The 21,394-nt window shown below is 68.7% G+C and carries 20 protein-coding genes and 1 pseudogene; 10 read left to right on the top strand and 11 right to left on the bottom strand.

All coding sequences use genetic code 11. The features are described from left to right. Nucleotides 1–27 precede the first annotated feature (27 nt). From nadA to ACM6LR_RS16390, 4 genes are read left to right on the top strand one after another with little or no spacing between them, the layout of a single operon-like run. Nucleotides 28–1,038, top strand: a complete 1,011-nt coding sequence (gene nadA / locus ACM6LR_RS16375) for a quinolinate synthase NadA (RefSeq protein ID WP_414938034.1) — start codon at nucleotides 28–30, stop codon at nucleotides 1,036–1,038. Beyond that, on the top strand, nucleotides 1,035–2,690 hold the full coding sequence (locus tag ACM6LR_RS16380; RefSeq protein ID WP_414944052.1) for an L-aspartate oxidase: 1,656 nt from the start codon (nucleotides 1,035–1,037) through the stop codon (nucleotides 2,688–2,690). The genes nadA and ACM6LR_RS16380 overlap by 4 nt, the downstream gene beginning before the upstream one ends. Continuing rightward, complete coding sequence (nadC, locus tag ACM6LR_RS16385) at nucleotides 2,687–3,577, top strand: carboxylating nicotinate-nucleotide diphosphorylase (RefSeq protein WP_414938036.1); 891 nt, start codon at nucleotides 2,687–2,689, stop codon at nucleotides 3,575–3,577. Before ACM6LR_RS16380 ends, nadC begins: the two co-directional genes overlap by 4 nt. 46 nt (nucleotides 3,578–3,623) lie before the next feature. Beyond that, a complete protein-coding gene (locus ACM6LR_RS16390) occupies nucleotides 3,624–4,793 on the top strand; it encodes a S8 family serine peptidase (protein ID WP_414938037.1) in 1,170 nt (389 codons plus the stop codon). 63 nt (nucleotides 4,794–4,856) lie between these two features. Here the strand turns inward: ACM6LR_RS16390 and ACM6LR_RS16395 are convergent, their stop codons facing one another. The 6 genes from ACM6LR_RS16395 to ACM6LR_RS16420 form a co-directional block, all read right to left on the bottom strand. Beyond that, the gene (locus ACM6LR_RS16395) at nucleotides 4,857–5,234 is read right to left on the bottom strand and encodes a hypothetical protein (RefSeq protein ID WP_414938038.1); all 378 of its coding nucleotides are present in this window, start codon (nucleotides 5,232–5,234) and stop codon (nucleotides 4,857–4,859) included. A 10-nt stretch (nucleotides 5,235–5,244) separates the two neighbouring features. Continuing rightward, nucleotides 5,245–6,591: an alpha/beta hydrolase gene (locus ACM6LR_RS16400; protein WP_414944254.1), complete on the bottom strand. Its 1,347-nt coding sequence runs from the start codon at nucleotides 6,589–6,591 to the stop codon at nucleotides 5,245–5,247. A 26-nt stretch (nucleotides 6,592–6,617) separates the two neighbouring features. Next, complete coding sequence (locus ACM6LR_RS16405) at nucleotides 6,618–7,931, bottom strand: WXG100 family type VII secretion target (RefSeq protein ID WP_414938040.1); 1,314 nt, start codon at nucleotides 7,929–7,931, stop codon at nucleotides 6,618–6,620. After that, nucleotides 7,928–8,332, bottom strand: coding sequence for a hypothetical protein (locus ACM6LR_RS16410; protein WP_414938041.1), 405 nt, complete (start codon nucleotides 8,330–8,332; stop codon nucleotides 7,928–7,930). The genes ACM6LR_RS16405 and ACM6LR_RS16410 overlap by 4 nt, the downstream gene beginning before the upstream one ends. Nucleotides 8,333–8,441: 109 nt before the next feature. After that, nucleotides 8,442–8,744 (bottom strand): hypothetical protein, encoded by a 303-nt coding sequence (locus tag ACM6LR_RS16415; protein ID WP_364023878.1) that lies wholly within the window; start codon nucleotides 8,742–8,744, stop codon nucleotides 8,442–8,444. A 21-nt stretch (nucleotides 8,745–8,765) separates the two neighbouring features. Beyond that, nucleotides 8,766–9,107: a WXG100 family type VII secretion target gene (locus ACM6LR_RS16420; protein ID WP_073848466.1), complete on the bottom strand. Its 342-nt coding sequence runs from the start codon at nucleotides 9,105–9,107 to the stop codon at nucleotides 8,766–8,768. A gap of 230 nt (nucleotides 9,108–9,337) precedes the next feature. Here ACM6LR_RS16420 and ACM6LR_RS16425 point away from each other — a divergent pair, with 230 nt between their 5' ends. After that, complete coding sequence (locus ACM6LR_RS16425; protein ID WP_414944255.1) at nucleotides 9,338–10,291, top strand: hypothetical protein; 954 nt, start codon at nucleotides 9,338–9,340, stop codon at nucleotides 10,289–10,291. Between the two features lie 216 nt (nucleotides 10,292–10,507). After that, nucleotides 10,508–11,134 carry a hypothetical protein gene (locus ACM6LR_RS16430; protein WP_414944053.1) on the top strand — a complete coding sequence of 209 codons (627 nt, stop codon included), beginning with the start codon at nucleotides 10,508–10,510 and terminating at the stop codon, nucleotides 11,132–11,134. Between the two features lie 81 nt (nucleotides 11,135–11,215). Here ACM6LR_RS16430 and ACM6LR_RS16435 read toward each other — a convergent pair whose 3' ends face one another. Beyond that, a complete protein-coding gene (locus ACM6LR_RS16435; protein ID WP_414944054.1) occupies nucleotides 11,216–11,914 on the bottom strand; it encodes a S1 family peptidase in 699 nt (232 codons plus the stop codon). A gap of 277 nt (nucleotides 11,915–12,191) precedes the next feature. On the opposite strand from ACM6LR_RS16435, the gene ACM6LR_RS16440 reads away from it, so the two are divergent. Together ACM6LR_RS16440 and ACM6LR_RS16445 are read left to right on the top strand one after the other, a co-directional pair. After that, on the top strand, nucleotides 12,192–12,485 hold the full coding sequence (locus tag ACM6LR_RS16440; RefSeq protein ID WP_414944256.1) for a phosphotransferase-like protein: 294 nt from the start codon (nucleotides 12,192–12,194) through the stop codon (nucleotides 12,483–12,485). Then, entirely contained in the window at nucleotides 12,401–12,703 is a 303-nt protein-coding gene (locus tag ACM6LR_RS16445) for a phosphotransferase-like protein (RefSeq protein ID WP_414944257.1), read from the top strand. Before ACM6LR_RS16440 ends, ACM6LR_RS16445 begins: the two co-directional genes overlap by 85 nt. Nucleotides 12,704–13,054: 351 nt before the next feature. Here ACM6LR_RS16445 and ACM6LR_RS16450 read toward each other — a convergent pair whose 3' ends face one another. From ACM6LR_RS16450 to eccCa, 4 genes and pseudogenes are all read right to left on the bottom strand, one after another. Next, on the bottom strand, nucleotides 13,055–14,092 hold the full coding sequence (locus tag ACM6LR_RS16450; protein ID WP_414944258.1) for a DUF222 domain-containing protein: 1,038 nt from the start codon (nucleotides 14,090–14,092) through the stop codon (nucleotides 13,055–13,057). A 249-nt stretch (nucleotides 14,093–14,341) separates the two neighbouring features. After that, nucleotides 14,342–14,716: pseudogene (locus tag ACM6LR_RS16455) on the bottom strand (transposase); the annotation flags it as partial. A 244-nt stretch (nucleotides 14,717–14,960) separates the two neighbouring features. Beyond that, nucleotides 14,961–15,269 carry a hypothetical protein gene (locus ACM6LR_RS16460; RefSeq protein ID WP_414944055.1) on the bottom strand — a complete coding sequence of 103 codons (309 nt, stop codon included), beginning with the start codon at nucleotides 15,267–15,269 and terminating at the stop codon, nucleotides 14,961–14,963. 164 nt (nucleotides 15,270–15,433) lie between these two features. Next, nucleotides 15,434–19,375 (bottom strand): type VII secretion protein EccCa, encoded by a 3,942-nt coding sequence (gene eccCa / locus ACM6LR_RS16465; RefSeq protein WP_414944056.1) that lies wholly within the window; start codon nucleotides 19,373–19,375, stop codon nucleotides 15,434–15,436. 155 nt (nucleotides 19,376–19,530) lie between these two features. Here eccCa and ACM6LR_RS16470 point away from each other — a divergent pair, with 155 nt between their 5' ends. Next, nucleotides 19,531–20,310: a WXG100 family type VII secretion target gene (locus tag ACM6LR_RS16470; protein WP_414938047.1), complete on the top strand. Its 780-nt coding sequence runs from the start codon at nucleotides 19,531–19,533 to the stop codon at nucleotides 20,308–20,310. A 20-nt stretch (nucleotides 20,311–20,330) separates the two neighbouring features. Further along, nucleotides 20,331–21,389 (top strand): hypothetical protein, encoded by a 1,059-nt coding sequence (locus ACM6LR_RS16475; protein WP_414938048.1) that lies wholly within the window; start codon nucleotides 20,331–20,333, stop codon nucleotides 21,387–21,389. Nucleotides 21,390–21,394 lie beyond the last annotated feature (5 nt).

Consider the following 21,394-nt stretch of genomic DNA (forward strand, 5'->3'; position numbering starts at 1 on the left):
GACAAATCGGTCCGGAGGCCCAGAACGATGACGATCACGTATGAGAACGACCTGACTCCCTACGGTGGCGTCGTCGCCGACGCGGCTTGGGCGGAGGAGGTGCGAAGCCTCGCTCGCAAACGCGACGCCGTCCTGCTCGCGCACAACTACCAGGTCCCCGAGATCCAGGACATCGCCGATTTCACCGGCGATTCCCTCGCGCTCAGCCGCATCGCGGCGAGCAGCGACGCGTCCACCATCGTCTTCTGCGGCGTGCACTTCATGGCCGAGACGGCGAAGATCCTGGCGCCGGAGAAGACGGTCCTGATCCCGGACGCGCGGGCCGGCTGCTCGCTCGCGGACTCGATCACCGGCGCCCAACTCCGCGACTGGAAGGCCGAGCACCCCGGCGCGGTCGTCGTGTCCTACGTAAACACCACGGCCGAGGTCAAAGCGGAGACCGACATCTGCTGCACCTCGTCGAACGCCGTCGACGTGGTCGCCTCGATCCCCGCTGACCAGGAAGTTCTGTTCCTGCCGGATCAGTTCCTCGGCGCGCACGTCAAGCGGGTGACCGGCCGGGAGAACATGCACATCTGGGCCGGGGAGTGCCACGTGCACGCCGGGATCAACGGTGCCGAACTGGCTGAGCGGGCCGCGGAGAATCCGGACGCGGACCTGTTCATCCATCCGGAATGCGGCTGCGCGACGTCGGCGCTGTACCTCGCGGGCGAGGGTGCCGTCGCGCCCGAGCGGGTCAAGATCCTCTCGACCGGCGACATGGTCCACGCCGCCCGCGCCACCTCGGCGAAGTCGGTTCTCGTGGCCACCGAGATCGGGATGATCCACCAGTTGCGCAAGGCCGCGCCGGAGATCGACTTCCGCGCGGTGAACGACCGGGCGTCCTGCCGGTACATGAAGATGATCACGCCCGCCGCCCTGCTGCGGTCGCTGCGTGAGGGTGCCGACGAGGTGCACGTCGACATCGAGACCGCCGCCCGTGCCCGTGCTTCCGTGCAGCGCATGATCGAGATCGGGCAGCCTGGCGGCGGAGAATGACCGACCCGGTTAGTGCCCTCCAGGCGAAAACCCGCCCCGCGTGGGAGGCCGCCGCCGATCTCGTGGTGATCGGCAGCGGAGTGGCCGGGCTCACCGCCGCGCTGCGCGCCCGGGAACTCGGTCTGCACGTCCTGGTGGTCACCAAGGCGGCGATCTCCGACGGCAACACCCGCTGGGCACAGGGCGGGGTCGCCGTCGTGCTGGAGGGTGAGCACGAACCGGGCGACTCGGTCGGCAAGCACGCCGCGGACACACTCACCGCCGGTGCCGGGCTCTGCGACGAGGACGCCGTCCGCTCGATCATCGGCGGCGGCCCGGCGGCGGTGGCCAGGCTGCGGGCCGAGGGTGCCCGCTTCGACCCGGCGGTGGAAAGCGGAAACGAACTGGCGCGTACGCGGGAGGGCGGGCACAGCGCGTTCCGTGTCATCCACGCCGGTGGGGACGCGACCGGGGCGGAGGTCGAGCGGACGCTGGTCGCGAAGGCCGGTGACCGGCGGATCCCGGTGCTGGAGCACCACATCGCCGTCGACGCGATCCGTACGCCCGCCGGTGAGGTCGCCGGGCTGACCGTCCTGGACCACAACGGCGTTCCCGGCGCCGTCCGGGCGCCGGCGGTCTTGCTGGCCAGCGGTGGGCTGGGGCAGCTCTACCAGGCGACGTCGAATCCGGAGATCGCCACGGGTGACGGGCTCGCGCTCGCGTTGCGCGCGGGGGCGCAGCTCGCGGATGTCGAGTTCGTCCAGTTCCACCCGACGGTCCTGTTCACCCCCGGCGCCCGCGGCCGGTGCCCGCTGGTCACCGAGGCGGTCCGCGGCGAGGGCGCGACCCTGCACGACGCGACGGGCGCTTCGGTCATGCGCGGCGTGCACCCGCTCGGCGACCTGGCGCCCCGGGACGTCGTGTCGGCGGCGATCACGCGCCGGATGACGCAGGCGCCCGGCGGCATCGACGATCACGTTTTCCTTGACGCCACCGGCATCGCCGGGTTCGCGAGGCGATTCCCGACCGTGTACGCGGCCTGCGTGACGATCGGGCTCGACCCGGCGAAGGACCCGATCCCGGTCACGCCCGCGGCGCATTTCGCCTGCGGCGGCGTGGTGACCACCGTGGACGGACGGTCCGGTGTTCGCGGCCTCTACGCGGCGGGTGAGGTCGCGAGGACCGGCCTGCACGGCGCGAATCGCCTGGCCTCCAACAGTTTGCTCGAAGGCCTGGTCGTCGGGCGGCGGGTGGCCGACGCGGTCGCCGCCGACCTCGCCGCCGGGCTGCTTGCCGACCCGCGTCGCGGTGTGCTCGCGCCTCCGGCGAAGGTCGCGGTGGCCGACAGGGACGCGCTGCAGCGGGCGATGAGCCGCTACGCCGCGATCGGCCGGGACGCCGAAGGGCTGTCGGTCGTCGGTTCGGTGCTGGATCTTTCGGTGACCGAAAGTCCTTTGTGGACACCTCGGATCGTCGAGGACGCGGCGCTCACGGTGGTGGCGGAGGCCTTGGTCGCGGCGGCCGCACGCCGGACGGAGTCCCGTGGCTGTCACGTACGGACCGATTTCCCCGCGCGGGACGACGTCACCTGGCAACGCGGTCAGCTCATCCGGCTCAGCCCGTCGGGGCAGCCGGTGCTGGCCGATCCGATCGCTTTGGAAGGTGTGGCATGAGCGAATTCTCCCCTTGGGTCATCAAGGCACTGGCCGATCACGGCCTCGACGTCGCCGACGTGCATCGCGTCGTCACGACCGCACTGACCGAGGATCTGCGGTACGGGCCCGACGCGACGACGAACGCCACCGTGCCCGAGTCCGCCAACGCGCTGGCCGAACTCACGCCGAGGACGTCGGGTGTGGTCGCCGGGATCCCGGTGGCGCTCGCGGTGTTCGACCTCGTCCTCGGCGAGGACCTGGAGATCCTGGCCGCTCGAGACGACGGTGACCGGCTGATCGCCGGTGAGCCCGCCCTGGTCGTCCGCGGCCCGGTGCGCGGCCTGCTCACGGCCGAACGCACCGCGCTGAACTTGCTGTGCCATCTGTCCGGAATCGCCACCGCGACCGCCGCCTGGGTGGCCGCGCTGGACGGAACCGGCTGCCGGGTAAGGGATTCCCGCAAGACGCTGCCCGGGTTGCGGCTGCTGGAGAAGTACGCCGTCCGCGCGGGTGGCGGGGTGAACCATCGGCTCGGCCTCGGCGACGCGGTGCTGATCAAGGACAACCACGTGGTCGCCGCCGGTTCGGTGACGGCGGCGCTCGCCGCGGCCCGCGAGCACGCGCCCGAACTGCACTGTGAGGTCGAGGTCGACGACCTGGCGCAGCTGGAGGAGGCACTCACCGCGGGAACCGACGAAGTACTGCTGGACAACTTCACGCCCGCCGAGTGCGCGAAGGCCGTCGACAGGCGCGACGAGGTCTCACCGAAGACCCGCCTGGAATCCTCGGGTGGTTTGCGGCTGGACCTCGCGCGGGCCTACGCGGAGTCCGGTGTGGACTTCCTCGCCGTCGGCGCGCTCACCCATTCCTCACCCGCCCTCGACCTCGGGATGGACCTACGCTGACCTGGAGCACTAGAATTTCCTTGTGTGACAAGGGAATTCTGGAGGAATGGTGGGCATTGCCGGTAAAAGTGCCGTCGCGGGATGCGCCGCGTTCATGGCCGTACTCGGCGCTCCCGTCCCGGCGACGGCGATCGCCGAGCAGTGCGCGAATCCGACGGGCACCTACACCGCGGCCGTCCCGTGGGGACAGCGGCTGATCGATCCCGCGCGGATCTGGCCGCTCTCCCGCGGCACCGGTCAGCTGGTCGCGGTGATCGGCACCGGCGTGGACGGCGGAAACGGCCAGTTCGCCCCCGGTCAGCTCGTCGGCGGCCAGGGCACCACGGCAGACGACTGCGACGGCCGGGGCACGATCGCCGCCGGGATCGTCGGCGCGCAACCGGATCCGTCCACGACGTTCACCGGGATCGCGCCCGGCGCCAGGATCCTCCCGATCCGCTACACCCAGGTGAACGGCGGCGGCGATCCCGCGCAGCTCGCGTCCGCCATCGAGACCGCGCTGAACCGCGACGCCGGGATCATCCTGATCGCCGTCCCGGCCGCTTCCGACGGTCCCGCGCTGACCGGCGCCGTCTCGCGCGCCAGGGAGAAAGGCGCGCTGATCGTCTCTCCCGCCGCGGGGACACAGCAGGGCCAGACGTCCTACCCGACCGCGACACCGGGCGTGCTCGCGGTCGGCTCGACCAATCAGGCCGGTGAAGCGGTCCAGACGGAATCCGGTTCCTATGTAGGGGTTTCCGCTCCCGGCGCGGAACTGGTCAGCACGTCCGCGGGCGCGGGCGGGACCGTGGCGCACCGGTGGCCGGTGAGCGACCCGAGCCTGGCCGCCGCGCAGGTGGCGGGTGTCGCCGCGCTCGTGCGGGCGTATCACCCCGGGTTGTCGCCGGACCAGGTCGTCGCCCGGCTGACGCTGACCGCGCACCGAGGCCCGAGCGGAGGCCACGATTCCCGGCGGGGCTGGGGTGCGATCGACGCCTACGCCGCCGTTTCCGCCGCGATCCCGGCCGGTACGCCTGGTCCGGGAGGGCCGCCGAGCGTCGGCCCGGACACCTTCGTCGTCCCCGCGGCCGCCCCGGCCCGCGCGGCAGCGGACAAGGTTTCGGGAGTGCTCGCGATCGTCGGAGTCGCTGCCGCCATCGCGGCGGGTGTGGTGGTGGCCGCGGTCCGGCGGGGCAAGCGCCGAGGCTGGCGGCCTTCACGCTTTCGCGCCTCGTGAGCGGCAGCGGTGTACTGGGGGACACCACTGCCGCTCACGAGGTCTTTCGCGACCCCCGGGGTTTTAGGGGACGGATACGCAGGCTGTCGAGCCCACGATGGCCACGCCGTCACCGACGCGGGAGACGTGCACGTTGAAGTCGGCGCCGTCGCGGCTGAACTGCGCGATCAGCTCACGCGGGTTGCTGCGATCGCGCGTCCGCCAGCCCTGGCTTTCCAGCAGGGGCAGGACGACGTCGACGAGTTTGCGGACCGTGTCGGACGCGTCGTCCACACGGAGGCCGTACTGCCAGCAGATCAGCCGTCCCGGCTGCGTCGGGTCGCAGTCCAGCTCGCCTTCCACGGTGCGCTCCGCGCTGGTGCCGAAGGTGCCCGCGACGCCGTCGATGACCGCGGTCAGGTCCTTGGCCAGCGGGTCGAGTTCGGTGTTCCTGGTGATCATGACCAACTCCTCACAGTCCTCGGCCAACGCCTTCGACGGCCGTCTCACGCAGCGAGCCGCCGGTGAAGCCCTCGTGCGTGAGCGGTCCACCCGTGATCACACCGTAGATGTTGTTCCACGAATCCGAACCGGGCTTGAGCACCCCGCTGTGGGAGTCCATGCCCCACTGCAGATCGCCGTTCGCGCCGCGGCCGGTTTCCAGTTCGACGACGCCGGGGAAGCGGTCGGGGTCCGCTCCGTGCCCGGCGCCGAGCCCTTCGATCAGGCCCGCGTTGCCCTGTGCGACCACGATCGGGTCGAAGGGGGCCGTCATGGAGTAGCGCTGCACACCGGCCTGGCTGGCCGGGAGATCGTCCGGGCCCCAGACGCCGTGCCCCATGCCCGCGGATTCCACGTGCAGCACCTGGTCGGCCCGGAGCCCGAGTTGTTCGGCGAGCCCCACGGTCGCCCCGCCGTAGCTGTGCCCGACGGCGGTGACCACGACGCCAGGGCCGGCGTGGCTGTCGATCTGGCCACGCAGCTCGTCGCCGAAACGTTTGAGCTCGGGCGCCATCGTCTGGGCGTAGTGCGCGGCCGGTCCTTCGGTGATGACGTTCTGGGGGAAGACCCCGTCGGCCCAGACCACCATCGCGGTCCGCCCGGTGGCGTCCGCGGCGACCAGGCTCTTGCCGAGGTCTGAGTAGCTCTGGAAATTGTCGAACGAGGTGTTCACGCCGGGGACGAACAGGCCGACGTTGCGGGTACCCGGTTCGATCCGGCCGGCCAGTTCGGCGATGCGGCCGAGCCCGCGCGGGTCGAACCGCAGGATCTGCCGGTCGCTGGCGAGGATGTCCTCGTACAGCGCGATCCGGTTACGGGCGTTCGCGATGTCGTCGGGTCTTCCTCCGTGTGCCAGAAGGTTCGCGAGTCTGTCGCGTTCGGCCGTCAGCGCGTCGGAGACCTTGGTGCGGTTCTCGGCGATGGCGGTCGCCCACTGCCCGGTGTCGGCCGCGCCGCCGATACCCGCCGGATTCCCGGCCTTGGGCAACGGGTTCTCCGGCATCAGCGCCCGGTACGAGGCGGCGACCTGGACGTCGGCGCGCCGGTAGCCGCCCGCCGCCGCGGTGAGTCCCTGGTGGATCACGGTCGCTTTGGTGAGCTGGCCGTCGAGTTTGCCCGCGACGTCCTTGATCGTCTTGGCGTAGGTCGCGGAAGCCGCGCTGGAAGCCGAAACCTGGCCGAAAGCGGTGGCGGGGACGTTCTCACCCGCCAGCGCGGTCTGCGCGGTCTTGAGCACGCCGGCGCGCTGTTCGAGTTCGGCCGCCGCCGCTTCGAGCCTGGTGGGAGCGACTCGGTAACCGCCCGCACTGGATGCCATCACCGAGCCGCCTCCTGTTCAGGGAATCAGTACTGTTCGGGTTCTTCGCCGAGCACGGCCGGAGCGACCGGGGCCGACTGGCCCCAGACGTTCTCGGTCTCGACGAGCCACGGCGGGATACGACGGCCGGAGCCCATGTCGCCGCCCGCGCCCATGCCCATGGGCATCATGGGCATCATCGGCATCGCGCCCTTGGCCGCCGCCGCGCCCGCGGCACCGGCGGCTCCGCCTGCCAGCCCGCTCATCGCGCTGCCCGCCGCACCGTCGCCCGCCAGACCGGAGAACGCGGCCGGTGCCTCACCGGGGCCCGCGAGCCCGCCGCCACCGATCGCACCGCCAGCCAGCGAGGGCGCGCCGCCACCGCCGATCGGGATACCGCCACCGGCGCCACCCGCGGTCGCGCCACCGGCACCGGCACCGGCGCCACCGCCGACGGGTTCACCGTTCTTGCCCTTGCCGTCGTTCGGGTTCTTGCCGGCGGCCCATCCGGGCACGCGCGGCATGATCGAGCCGAACCGGCCGAACGCGGCGGCCGAGGCCGCGGCGAGACCGGCGGTGAACATGTCGCCGAACAACGGGTTCGATAGGGGGACCTGGCCCGGTTGCCCGGTGGTGGGCGGGGTGGAGCCGTCCGAAGGCAGCGGGTGCGTGTTGTCGCCCGGCGTCACGCCGACGCCGGGGGTGTTGCCGATGTTGTTGCCGACGGAGCCGCCGCCCGGGGCCGTGCCGCCACCGGTGACCGGCGGCGGGGTGACGGCGTTCGGCGAGGCGGGAATGGACTCCTCGGTCGTGGTGTACTCGCCCGCGAGCTGGGTCATCACCACGATCGCCTTGCTGTGCGCCGCGCTGGCCGCACCGGCTGCCTGCTGCTGCGCCTCGACGTTCGCGATCGCCAGCTGCCGCTGCTGGGCGGCGTTGATGATCGTCGCCTGCGAGGAATCCGGCGGCAGCAGCGGCGGGTTGACCGCGAGCGAGACGTCGGCGGGGGAGACGTCCGGCACCGCGACCGGCGGCGGCATCTCCTTCTTGGCCTTCACCAGCGCGTCCGCCGCGTCCTCGAGGAGGTTGTTCATCGCGTGCGCGGTCTGGGCGACCTTGCGGATTCCGCCGACCAGGTCGGAGATCATCGTGTGGTACTTGTCGGCGGCGCCGCCGGTCCAGTTGCCGGAGAAGTCCTTCAGCTCGCCGGTCAGGTTCTCGGCCTGTTCGAACAGCCCGGTGCCGGTGGACTGCCATTTGTGGGCCGCGTGGCGTGCCGTGTTGGGGTCGCCCGCCTGCAGCATCGCGTAGAGCTGCTGGTGCGAGTAGGCGGCGAAGTTCGTGTGCGCGGTGTCGGTCATCCCTTGTTCCCCCCGCCGTTGGAGCCGCTGTTGCCGCCCAGCACGCCGCCGAGGACGTTGAGCAGCGGATCGAGCAGCCCGGTCTGCTGGCTGGAGTGGTTCATGTCGCCTGCCACGGAGTCGTCGGCCGCCGCGTAGCCGTCGGCGACGGTCGTGGTGACGTCCTGCGCGAAGGTGATCGCGCCCTTGACCTGGTCCAGCAGGCCCTGCATCTCGGCGACCGCGGCCTGGTGCGCCTTGTCGAGGGAACCCGCCTCCCCGAATTCGCCGAACAGCAGCGGCTGCTCGCTCAGGGTCAGCAGGAAGTCGTTCGGCTTGGACATCGCGTGGATCTGGGTCTCCAGTTCCCGCACGAAGTCCTTCAGTGATTCCAGATGGACGTAGTACGACTGGTCTTGCATTGATCCCGGCTCTCTCGTGATCGGCCATGTCATCAAGGGACGACTACGCGCGAAGCCGGCCGGCCGGTGCCGAGGGGGTGAAAGCACCGGCCGGCCGACGGATGGGGACTCAGCCGGCGAACAGGCCCTGGTTACGGTTCTCCAAGCTGTGCTGGAGATCGTGGGCGTCGCCGACCTTGCCACCGAACTGCGCGATGATCGCCACGATGTCCGCGGTGGCCTGGCGCAGGCGGGTCTCAGACCCGCGAGCGGCCTCACCGGCGGAGCTGCCGGAGGCGTACCAGGTCTGGGTGATCGGCTGCAGGTTCGTGTGCAGCTGTTCGAGCTGTGAGGTGAGCGCCTTGGCCTTGGCGGCCAGCGAGGCCGAGCTGTGCTGCAGCGCGGCGAAGTTGATTTCGACGACGTCAGCCATGATGGGTGGTCCTCTCGCGGATCAGGGGTTCAGCCGGTGGATCACGGTCTGGTCGACGGTTCCGCTGACCCCGGTGAGGCTTTCCCGGACCTGCTCGTCACCCGAGTTGTAGTTCCGGTTGCTCTCGTGGACGAGGCGCGACATCGTGTTGAGCTCGTTCACGGCGATGGTCATCTTCTCCTGCAGACGGCGCTGCAGGTCCCAGAACGCGACCGCCTGGTCACCCTTGTAGTTGTGCAGGGTCTGGGTCAGCTCGCTCTCCAAGCTGGCCATCGTGGTCTTGGCGTTCGACGCGGTTTCCTCGAACCCCTGGACGGCGCGCGCCATCGCAGCTGCGTCTGCCTGATATCCCGTACCGGTCATTGATGGGCCACCTCCTCTCATCTCGCTGGAAATCCCGGTGAGCACCAGGGGACGCCCTGTCTGCTCTTGTGAAGGACACGCTAGAAAACAGGGGAGTGTGGTCAAACGGCACAACTGCCGGTTGCGGTGACGGCACTATTACCCACAGGTCGGCGGTAGGGTCCTCCCCACCTTCGATCCGGGGGAGGACTCCAGTGTCCGAATCGGAGCCCACCGGCACGCTCGAGTCCATGGTGGACAAGGGTTCCAGGGCAGTACTACATCGCCCGTTGATGATCTTGGCGGCGGCGATGGCGGTACTCGGGGTGATCGCGCTCGGCGGCCTCGTTTTCGACGATCGCAGCCTCGTCAACGCGCCTATCTGGCTCAAGCCGCTCAAGTTCACGATTTCCGTGGGGCTCTACGCGGTGACACTGGCCTGGCTGCTCGGACAGCTGACCCGTGGGCGGCGGTTCGGCTGGTGGCTCGGCACCGTGTTCGCGGCCGGCCTCGGCCTGGACATGGCGCTGTTGTTCTGGCAGAACATCGGCCGCGGCAGGACGCTCCACTTCAACCAGGAGACCCCGGCCGACCAGTGGATCAACAACATGGTCGCGAACGGCGCCTTCGCCGGCTGGGGAGCGACGGCGGCGATCGCGATTCTCTTGCTGTTCCAACGTCTTCCCGACCGAGTGATGAATTCCGCGTTACGCGCGGGTGCCGCGTTGTCGGTCGTCGGCATCGGGATCGCGATGCTGATGTTCACCCCGAACGAGCAGCAGATGGCCCAGTACCGGGCCGGGGAGAAGCCGTCGATCGTCGGCGCCCACGCGGTCGGTGTGCCCGACGGCGGACCGGGGCTGCCGCTGGTGGGCTGGAGCACCGTGGGCGGGGACATGCGGATCCCGCATTTCGTCGGGATCCACGCGATCCAGGTGCTGCCGTTGGTCGCCTGCGGACTGCTCGTGCTCGCCCGGCGGTACCCGGTGCTCGAATCGGAGTTCGTGCGGAGGAATCTGGTGCGGACCGCTTCGGTGGGCTTCGCGGGGTTGCTGGCGCTGCTCACCTGGCAGGCCCAGCGGGGGCAGTCCATCGTGCACCCCGACTTCTGGACGCTGATCACGGGCGCCGGGATCATCGCCGCCGTGGCGGCCGGTTCGATGCTTTCGCTCCGGGTGCCGAGGCCGATGCACCAGCTGACGTGATCTTCGCCGTCCCGCCACGAAATCCACTCGGGACTTCCTTTGAGATCGGATAGCTTTCGGGGCGATGAAAGGGTAAGCGTGCCGGGAACGCGAACTTTTCGGCGGTTTTCGGGCAGATGCACGGGCGTCGTGCTCGCCGCCGCGGTAGTACTGATCGGCGGAGGGGCCTGTTCGTCGGAATCTTCTCCCGACGCGGCCGTTCCGACGGCACCCGAGGTGTTCGGCCCAGCGGGATACCGCGGGCTGACCTTGGGCATGGCCAAGGACGCGGCGCTGGCCGGCGGGAAGCTCGCCGCGGCGCCGACGTCTACTTTGGACGGTTGTGCCGATTTCTCCTACCCCGGCGGCCCGGCACCCGACCCGGCGCGGATGAAGGCGGAGGCCGACGTCGAGGCCAAGGACTTGAACAAGAAGGCCGACGAACTCGAGGCCGATCCGGAGCCGAAGCCGGGCGCGTCCGCCGAGGAAAGCGCCAAGTCGGCGGAGAAGTCCGCCGAGGACGCGCAATTGTTCGCCGACGCCGTCCAGGCGTCCGCCGATCTGGCCGGCAAGCGGGAGGAACGCGACAAGGTGTTCGTCGCGGCCGGTGGCGCTTCCTTCGGCAAGGACGGGCTGCGTGAGCTCGCCGCTCCCGCGGACGCGAAGACGGCCGAGGGAATCGGCGCCGGTTCGCCGTTGGCCGACCTCAAGACGGCCTACGACGCCAAGGGGATGAAGGTCGGCGACAACGGCCGCTTCCAGGTGCCTGTCGACGGTAAGCCGGACTGGGTCTACGAATTCACCGTGAGCGGTGACAAGGTCGGCTCGGTGTCGATGATCAACGCCAAGTCGAAGTGCGGCTGATTTTTTCGGGTTCCAGAGAAGGGTGGAGGGCCGTTCGTCGCGAACGGCCCCTTTACCCTTCTTGAATCACACTTTGTTGAATCAGACTCCCGCGGTGGTGCGGATCCAGCTACGGCTGGCCGCGACACTGGCGTAGTTCTGGGTGCCTCGCGGGTTCGTGCCGGAGTTGCTGCCCGTCGAGCAGACACCGACCTGGACGCCACCCGAGAGCTGCGGGCCACCCGAGTCGCCGTGCCACGCCGAACCGTTGACGCCGACGCTGGCGATGGCCTGCCCGCCGTAGGCGTCGCCGCTGGTGCCGGTGATGCGGACGTTGGCCGTCTTCAGGACGCTCGACGGCGGGTTGCTGCCCTGCGTGCGGCCCCAGCCGTAGATCTGGTTCGTGGTGCCGTTGGCCGGGTTCGCGGTGCCGAGCTTCATGTACGTCGTGCTGACCGCGGTCTTGAGGTGAAGCAGCGCGATGTCACCGCTCGGCGCGGCCTTCTGCTGGTCGACGGCGGCCGACGTGCCCTGGTTCAGGTTGACGTTGCCGACCTTGACGTGCATGCCGGGCTTGTTGAGGCAGTGCTTCGCGGTGAGGACCCACTGCGGGGCGATGATCGTGCCTGAGCAGTTGAAACCGCCGAACGCGGTGGCGTCGTTCCAGTAGATCTGGGCGCCCCACGGCGCGGAACTCACGGTGCCGCCGCCGATGATGTCCTGGCCCGCGTTCGCGGCGGGGGTGGCTACGAGGGTGAGCGTCGCGGCAGCACCGGCCACCGTTGCGGCAATTTTGGACATACGCATGAATACGCCCTTCGGCCTGCGTCGGGGAGTTCGTTTCGACTTGAAACGGTTTCACCAAGTTATGGGGCGATAAGGGTTTTGGTAACCTACCGAAGTCGGTAAGCGGTGCGAGGAAAGTAGTGGGCCGTCCGGGTGGCGGTTTTCCGTTTCATCCGGTTTGCAGGGTTTCGGCATTGTTCGATCCGGTGGCGGAATTCCTGCCGAACGGGGCGAGCCGTTGCCGCCTCCGTCACGTCTGTTTTAGGGTGATTCGGTGACTCAGGTGATCGTGGTGAACGGCGGTTCCAGTTCGGGCAAGTCCGGGATCGCCCGGTGCCTTCAGGCGGTGCTGCCGAATCCCTGGCTCACGCTCGGGGTGGACACGCTGATCGACGCGATGCCTTCTGTGCCCGACGGGATCTCCTTCGCCTCGGATGGCGGGTGGATGTCGGGGCCGGTTTCCGGCGCATCGAGGACGCGTGGATGGCCGGTGTCGCGGCGATGGTGCGGGCGGGTGCGCGGGTCATCGTCGACGACGCGTTCCTGGGCGGCGCAGAGTCGCAACGCCGGTGGAGGGATGTGTTGAACGGGCTCGAGGTGCTTTGGGTCGGAGTCCGGTGCGACGGCGCCGTGGCCGCCGGTCGGGAGATGGCGCGGGGAGATCGGGTCACGGGAATGGCCGAGTCGCAAGCCGAAGTCGTGCACCGGGGTCTGGCTTATGACATCGAGGTGGATACGGGGTCGGCTGAGGCCCTAGCCTGCGCTCGGGAGATCGCTTCGCGGGTGAGTTTCGAGACCTCCTGATGCGCGGCGTGACTTATTCGGCGGCGTGACTTATTCGATGGCCGCTCCCGGCTATGTCGTCGGGCCGGACGGCGGCTTCGACTGGACAGTGCCCGACGACGAGGTCTTTCGGTCCTGTTTGGACGTAGCTCTGCACTTTGGTTCTTGCGGAGACCACCAGGATCGCCGCGTGGCCGAGGCTATCGCTCGCTCCCTTCGGCTATGCGGGGAAGTCTGGGTTGGCGTGAGAGGACAGTTTTGAGACAGCGTTCATCGACGGCCCGACGTGGTATGGGCGGGCCCGGTGCCGGCTGGGCGAGGCTCTGGGAACGTTTCGTCCAGTGAATGACCACAGGGCAACAGAATGCCGGGTCAGAAGGGTGGGACGTCTCCCTCTGGTTCGGGGCGTGGGTCGTGGAGTGGTTCGGGTGCGGTGTCGTAGGTGTGTCCGCTTGGGGTGGTGATGGTCATGCCGCCGTTGCCGGTGGGTTCGGTGTGCCAGCCGGGTTCTTCTTTGAGGAGGTTGTGGGTTTTGCACGCGCCGCGGCAGTTGTGGTGATCAGTGGTCCCATTCCGTGCCCAGCCGGTGATGTGATCGATCTCGGAGAGCTCCGCCGGACGGTGGCAGCCGGGGTGGGTGCATTCCCGATCCCTGGCCTTGATCAACCGGGCCAGGGAGGCCGGGGATCGATACTTGTCGGCGCCGGCTTCGAGGAGTTGACCGGTTGCGGGGTCGGTGATCAACCGTGACCATGTCGAGTTCGGGTCGGAGGCGATCTCGCGGACCAACCAGTCCGGGATAGGCCCGTACCCGGCGAGGGTTGCGGGATCGTCACGCGCCCCGGTCAGGGTCAGGAAATCCACGTAGACGTGAATGTGCGCGCGAGGTTTCCCGCGGCCGTCTTCGGCCAGCAGTCGTTCGGCGAAGATATCGGCGCGGTGCTGATCCAGCGTGCGGGACTTGTCCTTGTTTCGGAGGGCCTGCGCGGTACGACACAGCGAGGCGTAGATCGAGCTGGCGACTTCCGCCGGAAGATGACCCGAGAGCGTGGACATGGTCTCGTCGTCGTGGATCAGTGACACCTGCCGCGCGGCACGTTTCTTCGCGGCTCGTTCCCGATAGCCGTCGCGATCGAACTTCTGCACCGCACGGCTCACCGATCGGCGGATCGCCGATGGGACACGACCGGCCAGCCGCTGGGCCAACCACGCATCCACCTGCTCGGCGACCTGGTCCGACACCTCCCGAGTCAGCTGGGAGACCTTCGACGCCTTGTACAGGTCGATGTCACCTTTCTCCAGCGCTGCCAACGTGTTCGGCAGACGGGCGACCAGAGCACAGGAGGTTTCGACGAGCAGGAACGCTTGATTGCGGGAGACCGAGAAGCGCAAGGCCACCTCCTCGGTCACCGATCTTCGCGACCCGCCGACAGCAGCGAACTCGGCTAACGCACGCACCTGACGACCCTGCGCCTGACGAAGCAGAACCTCCTCATCGAACGCGGCCTCAAGAAAACGAGCGGCTCTCAGGTCAAAAGCAAGAGTTGTGGTCATGTCTATAATCATACTCGAACATCAGTTCGATCGCCACGTAATGTGTTGCCTGATGCCAATTGGTCAGTGCACGTCGAGATTCTGAAAGGCTTTCGTGGGCTTCGGTCAGCCCAGGGTTTGCCGTGGCCGGTCATCGAGTTCGTCGGCGACGGCATCCAGCTCGCCTCGTGTATGCACCGACAAGTCGAGTGCCTTTCGGGAAATATCGACGAAGCAGGGTATCGGTGTTCTCGTTCGTGCCCCGCTGTGTCGTGCGCTCCGTCAAGGTCGCGATCTGCGACCCAGAGTGCTTTCCGATGATGAGATCACCCTCCCCATGCCAGGCGCCGCCCAGTCCTCCACCTCAGCCGGTCGCTCCGAGATCAACACCATGTCCTTGTGGCGGCCAGGCGCGTCCGGCAACCGCGACCTCGGACGACGCTGGATCCGCCCCTTCCGCGAAGCATCCTTGACCTCCTGCCGCGAGGCGCCCTTCGCCTGCGGATGGAATGTCTAATAGATCGTCTCGTGAGCCACCCATATCGTTCGGATGGTCCACGCGCAACGGTCTGTCCGATACCGAACCCGCCGCCCTGTACGCCCGCTTGACCATCTGAAGAACAGGTCCAAGGGGGAGAAACCCTTCGGTGCCGCTTACCGGAGAGACCGGTTACGCAGCACCGTGTCGGCCCATCAGCAACTCAGTCGAGCCAGCGGGACAGTCGAGCCAGCGGGGCATCGGCCGTCACCTCCGCCGCAAGTCCTCCCGCATCGCTTCCTGGACGGACTCCCGGGTGCGCTTCATCTCTCCGGCGTTGGCTTCCCATTCGGGATCGGTGACGCCTTTGCCCCCGGCCACCACGTTGCGCAAGCCGCGCACGGTCCGGAAGTAGGTAAGCGCGGCCGTGGTCACTTCAGGCGGTGCGACCAGTTCCAAATGATGACGCTGCTCGTAGCACGGCGCGAACACCTGACGTGCCGTCTCGTCGAGTTCGGCTCCGGTCAGGTCGCCTTTCTTGGACAACGCCAACAATTCGCTGCGCGCCTTCGCCAACAAGGAACGGAAGGTCATGTACACCTCGCGCCGGATCTGCCGCCACGTCGTTTCGGTCCTTGCGGGCCTGAACCACCAGTGCGGTTCCCATGGCGATGGCCGCACCGACAAGTGTGGCCAGTAGCGTCGTCCACTGCATTCGTCCCAGCTTACGACCGCACGCCTCAATCCTCCACAGGCTTCGTCCAAGCCACCTGAACCAGCCCCGTCCCATGCCGCCGCGAGACCAGCACACCCCGGCCCGCGGGCTGAGGCCCCGGCTTCACTTCTCCGAGCAGCGCGCCCTCTTCCCGCGAACCGGACATCACGATCCCCGGCGAACCCAGCTCGCGAATCCGTTGCAGCACCGGCTCGAACAGCGAACGTCCGGCACCGCCGCTCCCGCGCGCGACGACGAGGTGCAGGCCGATGTCCCGTGCCTGCGGCAGGAACTCCAGCAACGGTTGCAGCGGGTTCCGGCCAACGGTCGCGACCATTTCGTAGTCGTCGACGAGCACGAACAGCTCCGGCCCCCGCCACCAGGACCGGTTGCGCAACTGGTCCGGCGTGACGTCCGAGCCGGGAAGCCGGTTCCGCATGGCCTGCCGGCACTGTTCGATCAGTCCGGTCAGCGCGGTCTCGGAACCCGCGTAGCCCAGCAGATGCGACTCCGGCACCGCGCCCAGCATCCCTCGCCGGTAGTCGGCGACGATGATCGCGGCCTCAGTGGGTGAGTACTTCGAAACGATGCCCTGAGCGATCGCGCGCAGCAGCGAACTCTTACCGGATTCCACATCGCCGAAGGCCACGAAGTGCGGTTCGGTGGCGAAATCGAGGTACACCGGTCGCAGATTCGATTCCGCGATACCGAGCGTGACCTGCTTGCGCGGCCCGGCCTCCAGCGAGTCCAGCGGAACTTCGGACGGGAGCAAGCGCACCGCGGGTGCGGGCTTTCCCTTCCACGCGGCGGAAATTCGCCGGTTGAGATCCAGCCCGCCGGCGCCGACCGTGTCCGGACGCTGATCCGAGTCGATCCGGGGAAGTGCCGCGAGGAAGTGCAGTTTGTCCGCCGTCAGCCCGCGACCAGGCTTGTCCGCCGGGACGTTCTGCGCGATCTTGCGGTCGATCAGGGAGTCCGCCGGTTCACCCAGCCGCAGTTCGAACTTGGTGCCGATGGCGTCCCGCAGCGGCGCCCGCATGCCCATCCACTGGTTGATCGAGACGACGACGTGGATCCCGAACCCGAGCCCGCGCGAGGCCAGGCTGGTGATCTGTTCCTCGAGCTGTTCGTATTCCTGCCGGATCGTGGTCCAGTTGTCGACGAACAGGAAGACATCGCCGAACTCGCGGCCTTCCGTGCTTTCCTGGAACTCCGAACGCCGCTGGCGGAACGTGGTGATCGACTCGATCCCGTTGGCGGAGAAGAACTCCTCACGCTGTTCGAGCAAGGTCGTCAGTTCCGCGACGACCCGGCGGCAACGCTGGGCGTCGCGCCGTGTCGCGTAGCCGGACACGTGGGGCAGCCCGGCGATCGGCGCCAGCGCGCCACCGCCCATGTCCAGCACGAACAGCTGAACCTCTTCCGGGGTGTGGGTGAGGGCGAGCATCGCGGCGATGTCCCGCATCAGGGTGCTCTTGCCGCTCTGCGGCGCCCCGACGATCAGCGCGTGCCCGGCGGCACCGGAGAAATCGGCCCACAACATGTCGCGCCGCTGCTCGAACGGCTTGTCCACCAGGGCGACCGGGATCATCAGCTTGCCGTTGCCGCCCCAGCCCAGCGGACAAAGGCCGCGTTCGGGGTCCTCGCCGAGCGGCGGCAGCAACTGGTCCAGCGTCGGCGGTTCGGCCAGCGGCGGCAGCCAGATCTGGTGCGCCTCCGGGCCTTTGCCTTCGAGCCGCGACAGCATCGCGCCGATGATCGTCTCGCCGGTGCCCTTTTCGACCGGTTCCTCCGCCTCGACGGTCACCGGGATCTCCACCGGCGCCAGCGTGAACGGCATGAGCCCGAGACTCCGGCCGTCCTTGCGCACGATCTTGCTGCGCGGCGGCAGTTCCCCGGAGACGTACGCGGCCTTGAGCCGGATGAGGGTGTCGTTGTCGGACTTCAGATACGCCGAGCCCGGCACGGGCGGAAGCTGGTAGGCGTCCGCCACGCCGAGCACCGCGCGGCTCTCCGACGCGGAGAACGTCCGCAGGCCGATCCGGTACGACAGGTGCGAGTCCAGCCCGCGCAGCCGTCCTTCCTCCAGCCGCTGGGACGCCAGCAGCAGGTGGATCCCCAGACTCCGTCCCAGCCGCCCGATCGCGACGAACAGGTCGATGAACTCCGGCCGCGACGACAGCAGCTCGCTGAATTCGTCGATGATCACCAGCAACGAGGGCATCGGCCGCAGGTTGACGCCGGATTCCCTGGCTTTTTCGTAGTCCCGCACCGACGCGTAGTTCCCGGCCGCGTGCAGAAGCTCCTGACGCCGCAACAGTTCGCCGTTCAGCGCGTCCGCCATGCGGTCGACCAGCGCGAGATCGTCGGACAGGTTGGTGATGACGGCGCAGGTGTGCGGCAGCCCGGTCATCCCGGCGAAGGTCGCACCACCCTTGAAGTCGATCAGCGCGAGGTTGAGCTTCTCCGACGAATGGGTGACGGCGAGCGCGGTGACCAGCGTCCGCAGCAGTTCGCTCTTACCGGAACCGGTCGCGCCGATGACCAGCCCGTGCGGGCCCATCCCGCCTTCCGCCGACTCCTTGAGGTCCAGATCGACCGATCGGCCCTCGGGGTTGATGCCCAGCGGGATCCGCAGCCGGTCGCGCGCCGAACGCGGCGCCCAGGTGACCGCGGTGTCGGTGTCACGCGGGTCGCCGATGCCGAGCAGCCCGGCCAGCCCGAAGGTCGCCGACATCGGTGCCTCGCTGACCACGGCCGTGCCCTGGAACAGCGGCGTCAGCATCCGGGCCAGCGCTTCGGCGGCCCCGCGGTCCAAAGTGTCCGGGGTGCCGAGGAAGCCGAGCCGCTTCTCGGTCCCGTCGCCGACGACCATCCCCAGCTGCTCGGGGCTCGTGTGCAGGCTCAACGACCGTTCGGACGACACCGACCGAGGTTGCTCCGTGCCGACCTCCACGACGGTGACGCCGAGCCTGCCCTCTTCGGCGACGAGCCGCGTGTCGCCGAGGGTGTGCCCGCCGTCCACGATCACGACGACATGCGGCAGGTCCTGCCGGGAATCCGGGCGCCTGCTGAACGCGGGCCGGTCGCCGAGGTCGGGGCCGAGGAGGTCGGCGAGCTTCCCGGAGTCGGCGTCGACGAGCCGTCGCGGACCGGCGGCGTCGGCGGCGGTGGAGGCGACGTGCGGCAGCCACTTCGCCCATTCCCAGTCGTGCAGCCGGTCGTCCTTCACGCACAGCACGATCCGCAGGTCACCTGGCGAATGGAAGGTCGCGAGCTGGGTCAGCATGGCCCGTGCGGCCCCGAGGGTGTCCGGACGACGGCCGGACAGCGTGACCTGCGCGAACGACCGCAGCGAGACCGCGACCGGGAGTCCTTCGACCGTCGAATAAGTCCGGATGAAGTGCTTGAGGTTCGTCGAACACACCGGGTCGAGGTCCTCCAGCGGCACGGTCTGCGGCGCCTTCAACGGTGTCGCGAGCCGCTGGGGGCCGGTCCCGACGCGCACCTGCCCGAACTGCGAGTCGGACCGGCGGCGGTCCCACAGCTTCCCCGTCTCGATGTACGCCCACAGATCGGCCGGATCGGGCTGCAACGCCGCCATGGCCGCGCGCTGGTCGTCCGCGATCTCGCGGACCTGGCCGCGCAAACCGGTCAGATACCGCTGGTAGTCCCGGCGCTCCTCGTTGATCTGCGCCTTCTTCGCCGCGCCACCGCGCCCGAGCGACATCACGACCATGCCCGCCATCGCGGTGAGGAACAAGGCGCCGAAGATGTAGGTCATCACCCCGCCGTCGCGTCCGATGTAGACGAACGACATGGCGCCCATGCCCAGCATCATCGGCATGAACATCAGCAGCTGCATGGCTCCGCCGGAGGAGCCTTTCGGCAGCATCGGCGGGGACTGCAGCACGATTTCACCGGGCTGGTCGCCCAGGGACGGCAGGCGGTCGCGAGTGGCGCTCATCAGGGTCTTTCTGGCCGCTTGTGGGTAATCCTGCCGATCATTCTGGCCACTCGTGCCGCCCTCACGGTGGGTACTTTTGCCGTCCGCTCGCGTCTGGTGACGAACTTACGCTGCTGGTCACGCAGACGACGTGGGGGAACGAGAGAAGGAGAACCATGGTCGGCACGGGCGAGTACCGGGCGGAGCCCGAGGCCATGCGCTCGGCGGTCGGGAACCTGGGCGGCATCATCATGCAGGGCATCAATGTCGTCGCCGATCTCGAACGCACCGTCCTGCAGCCGATGTCGTTCGCCACGTTCGGCAGCGCGGTGGCGGCGGCCAACACGGCCATGCAGAGCCAGCAGGTGGTCGCGGTCCGCACCCTCCTGCAACTTCTGCAGCAGATCAACGGCTTCATCAAGAGCAGCGCCGACGCCTACCAGGCCGCCGACGAGGCGGTCGCGGGCGGATACGGCGGCCGTCCCGGCGGCGGCGCGGGATCGGGGCCGTCGTCGATCTGGGGGAACTCGCACGCGTCCGAACTGGCGACGCTGGCCATCAACGACAGCGCCGGCGGCAACGGTGAGCCGTCGTCGGTCGGGAACGTCCTGCGCTACCTGGGGGACGCGCGGCTGGGGCAGCTCGGCGACCACCCGATCACCGACGCGCGGTTCCATGGCGTCTCGGACTTCAACGACTGGCTGGCCGATGACGCCGACAACCAGGCGCGGGTCGGCGTCATCGAGGTCTACGCCGGTACCGCGCGCAACTTCGGCGACGTGCCGGGCGGGGTGCACAGCGGCGACGTCGTCGTGGTCGAGCCGCTCCTGTTCTCCGACAGCAAGCCGATCATCGCCATCGCCGGAGAAGGCGGGCAGCTCTACAACCACGGACTCGTCGAAGCGGACATCAACGGCTTGGCGAAGGTCAGCGTCTACCGCCCGGCTTCCGTCTGACTTCCCGCCTGAGGAGCGACATGCTGACTTACCCCAATTCCAGCGCGATGGACGCTACGGCGTCCTCGGGCGGGCCGATCACCATCCTGCCGCAGATCCTCACCGGCCAGCCGGAGCAGATCGCGAAGCACGTGCTCGAGGTGCTCAAGAAGGCCAACGAATTCCTCACCATGTACAACGAGGTGACGAAGGCCGCCGAGCAGCTGAAGAAGATCTGGTCCGGCGGCGCTTCGGACTCCGCGATGAAGAAGATCACGGACTCCCTGAACTCGCTGACCAAGATCGTCCAGGTCGTGCAGAAGGGCGCGGAGCTGCTCGGCATGGCCGGGACACTGATCAAGACCGCCCAGACGGCCTACAAAGCGGTGGTCTCGGCGGTGAACCCCACGGTCGCGGGCCTGATGTCGAATCCGTGGACCTACGGCGCCGCTGTCGCGCTTTCCACCGCCACCAGTGCTTCGCTGCGCGCGTTCATCACCGCGATCGGCGCGCTGCTGAAGGCGCTCGGCGTCGTCGACCTCGCCAACCAGATCACGCAGATCGCCACCATCATCGGCGAGGTCCAGAAATTGTTCGGGCACAGCGATTCCGGCAACGGTTCGGCGGGCAACGCGGCCGTCTCCGGCACCCCGGTCACCGACCCGCGGGCGCCGGGTTCGGTCGCCAGCGGCGCGGGACAGGCCGCGGTCGGCGGCTCCGGCGGCGGTGGCGGCGGTGCCGGCGGCTCCGGCGGCTCCGGTGGGACGACACCGGGTGAGACGCCACCGTTCACCCAGTACCGGCCGCCCGCGCTGGGCGGCACCGGTTCCCAGGGCAACTGGCCGGGCGGCGCGGACTCCTGGATCCCGGTGGACAGACCTTCCGGTGGCGGCTCGGGTTCCGGCGCCCTGCCGGGGGCGGGCGCGGGCAACGGGAACCAGGTCACCATCACCACCGACCTGAACACCGGCCGCTCCACCGTCCAGGCGCCGGGCGGTCAGGACATCGATATCGACATCGACATGAACTACGGCGGCAAGCACTTCGAGCAGCACATCGACATCGACGCAGGGGCTGACTCACCGGCGAAGGGCAGGTAACCGTG

It is taken from the genome of Amycolatopsis sp. cmx-11-32 (assembly GCF_047608695.1).
Taxonomy (GTDB): Bacteria; Actinomycetota; Actinomycetes; order Mycobacteriales; family Pseudonocardiaceae; genus Amycolatopsis.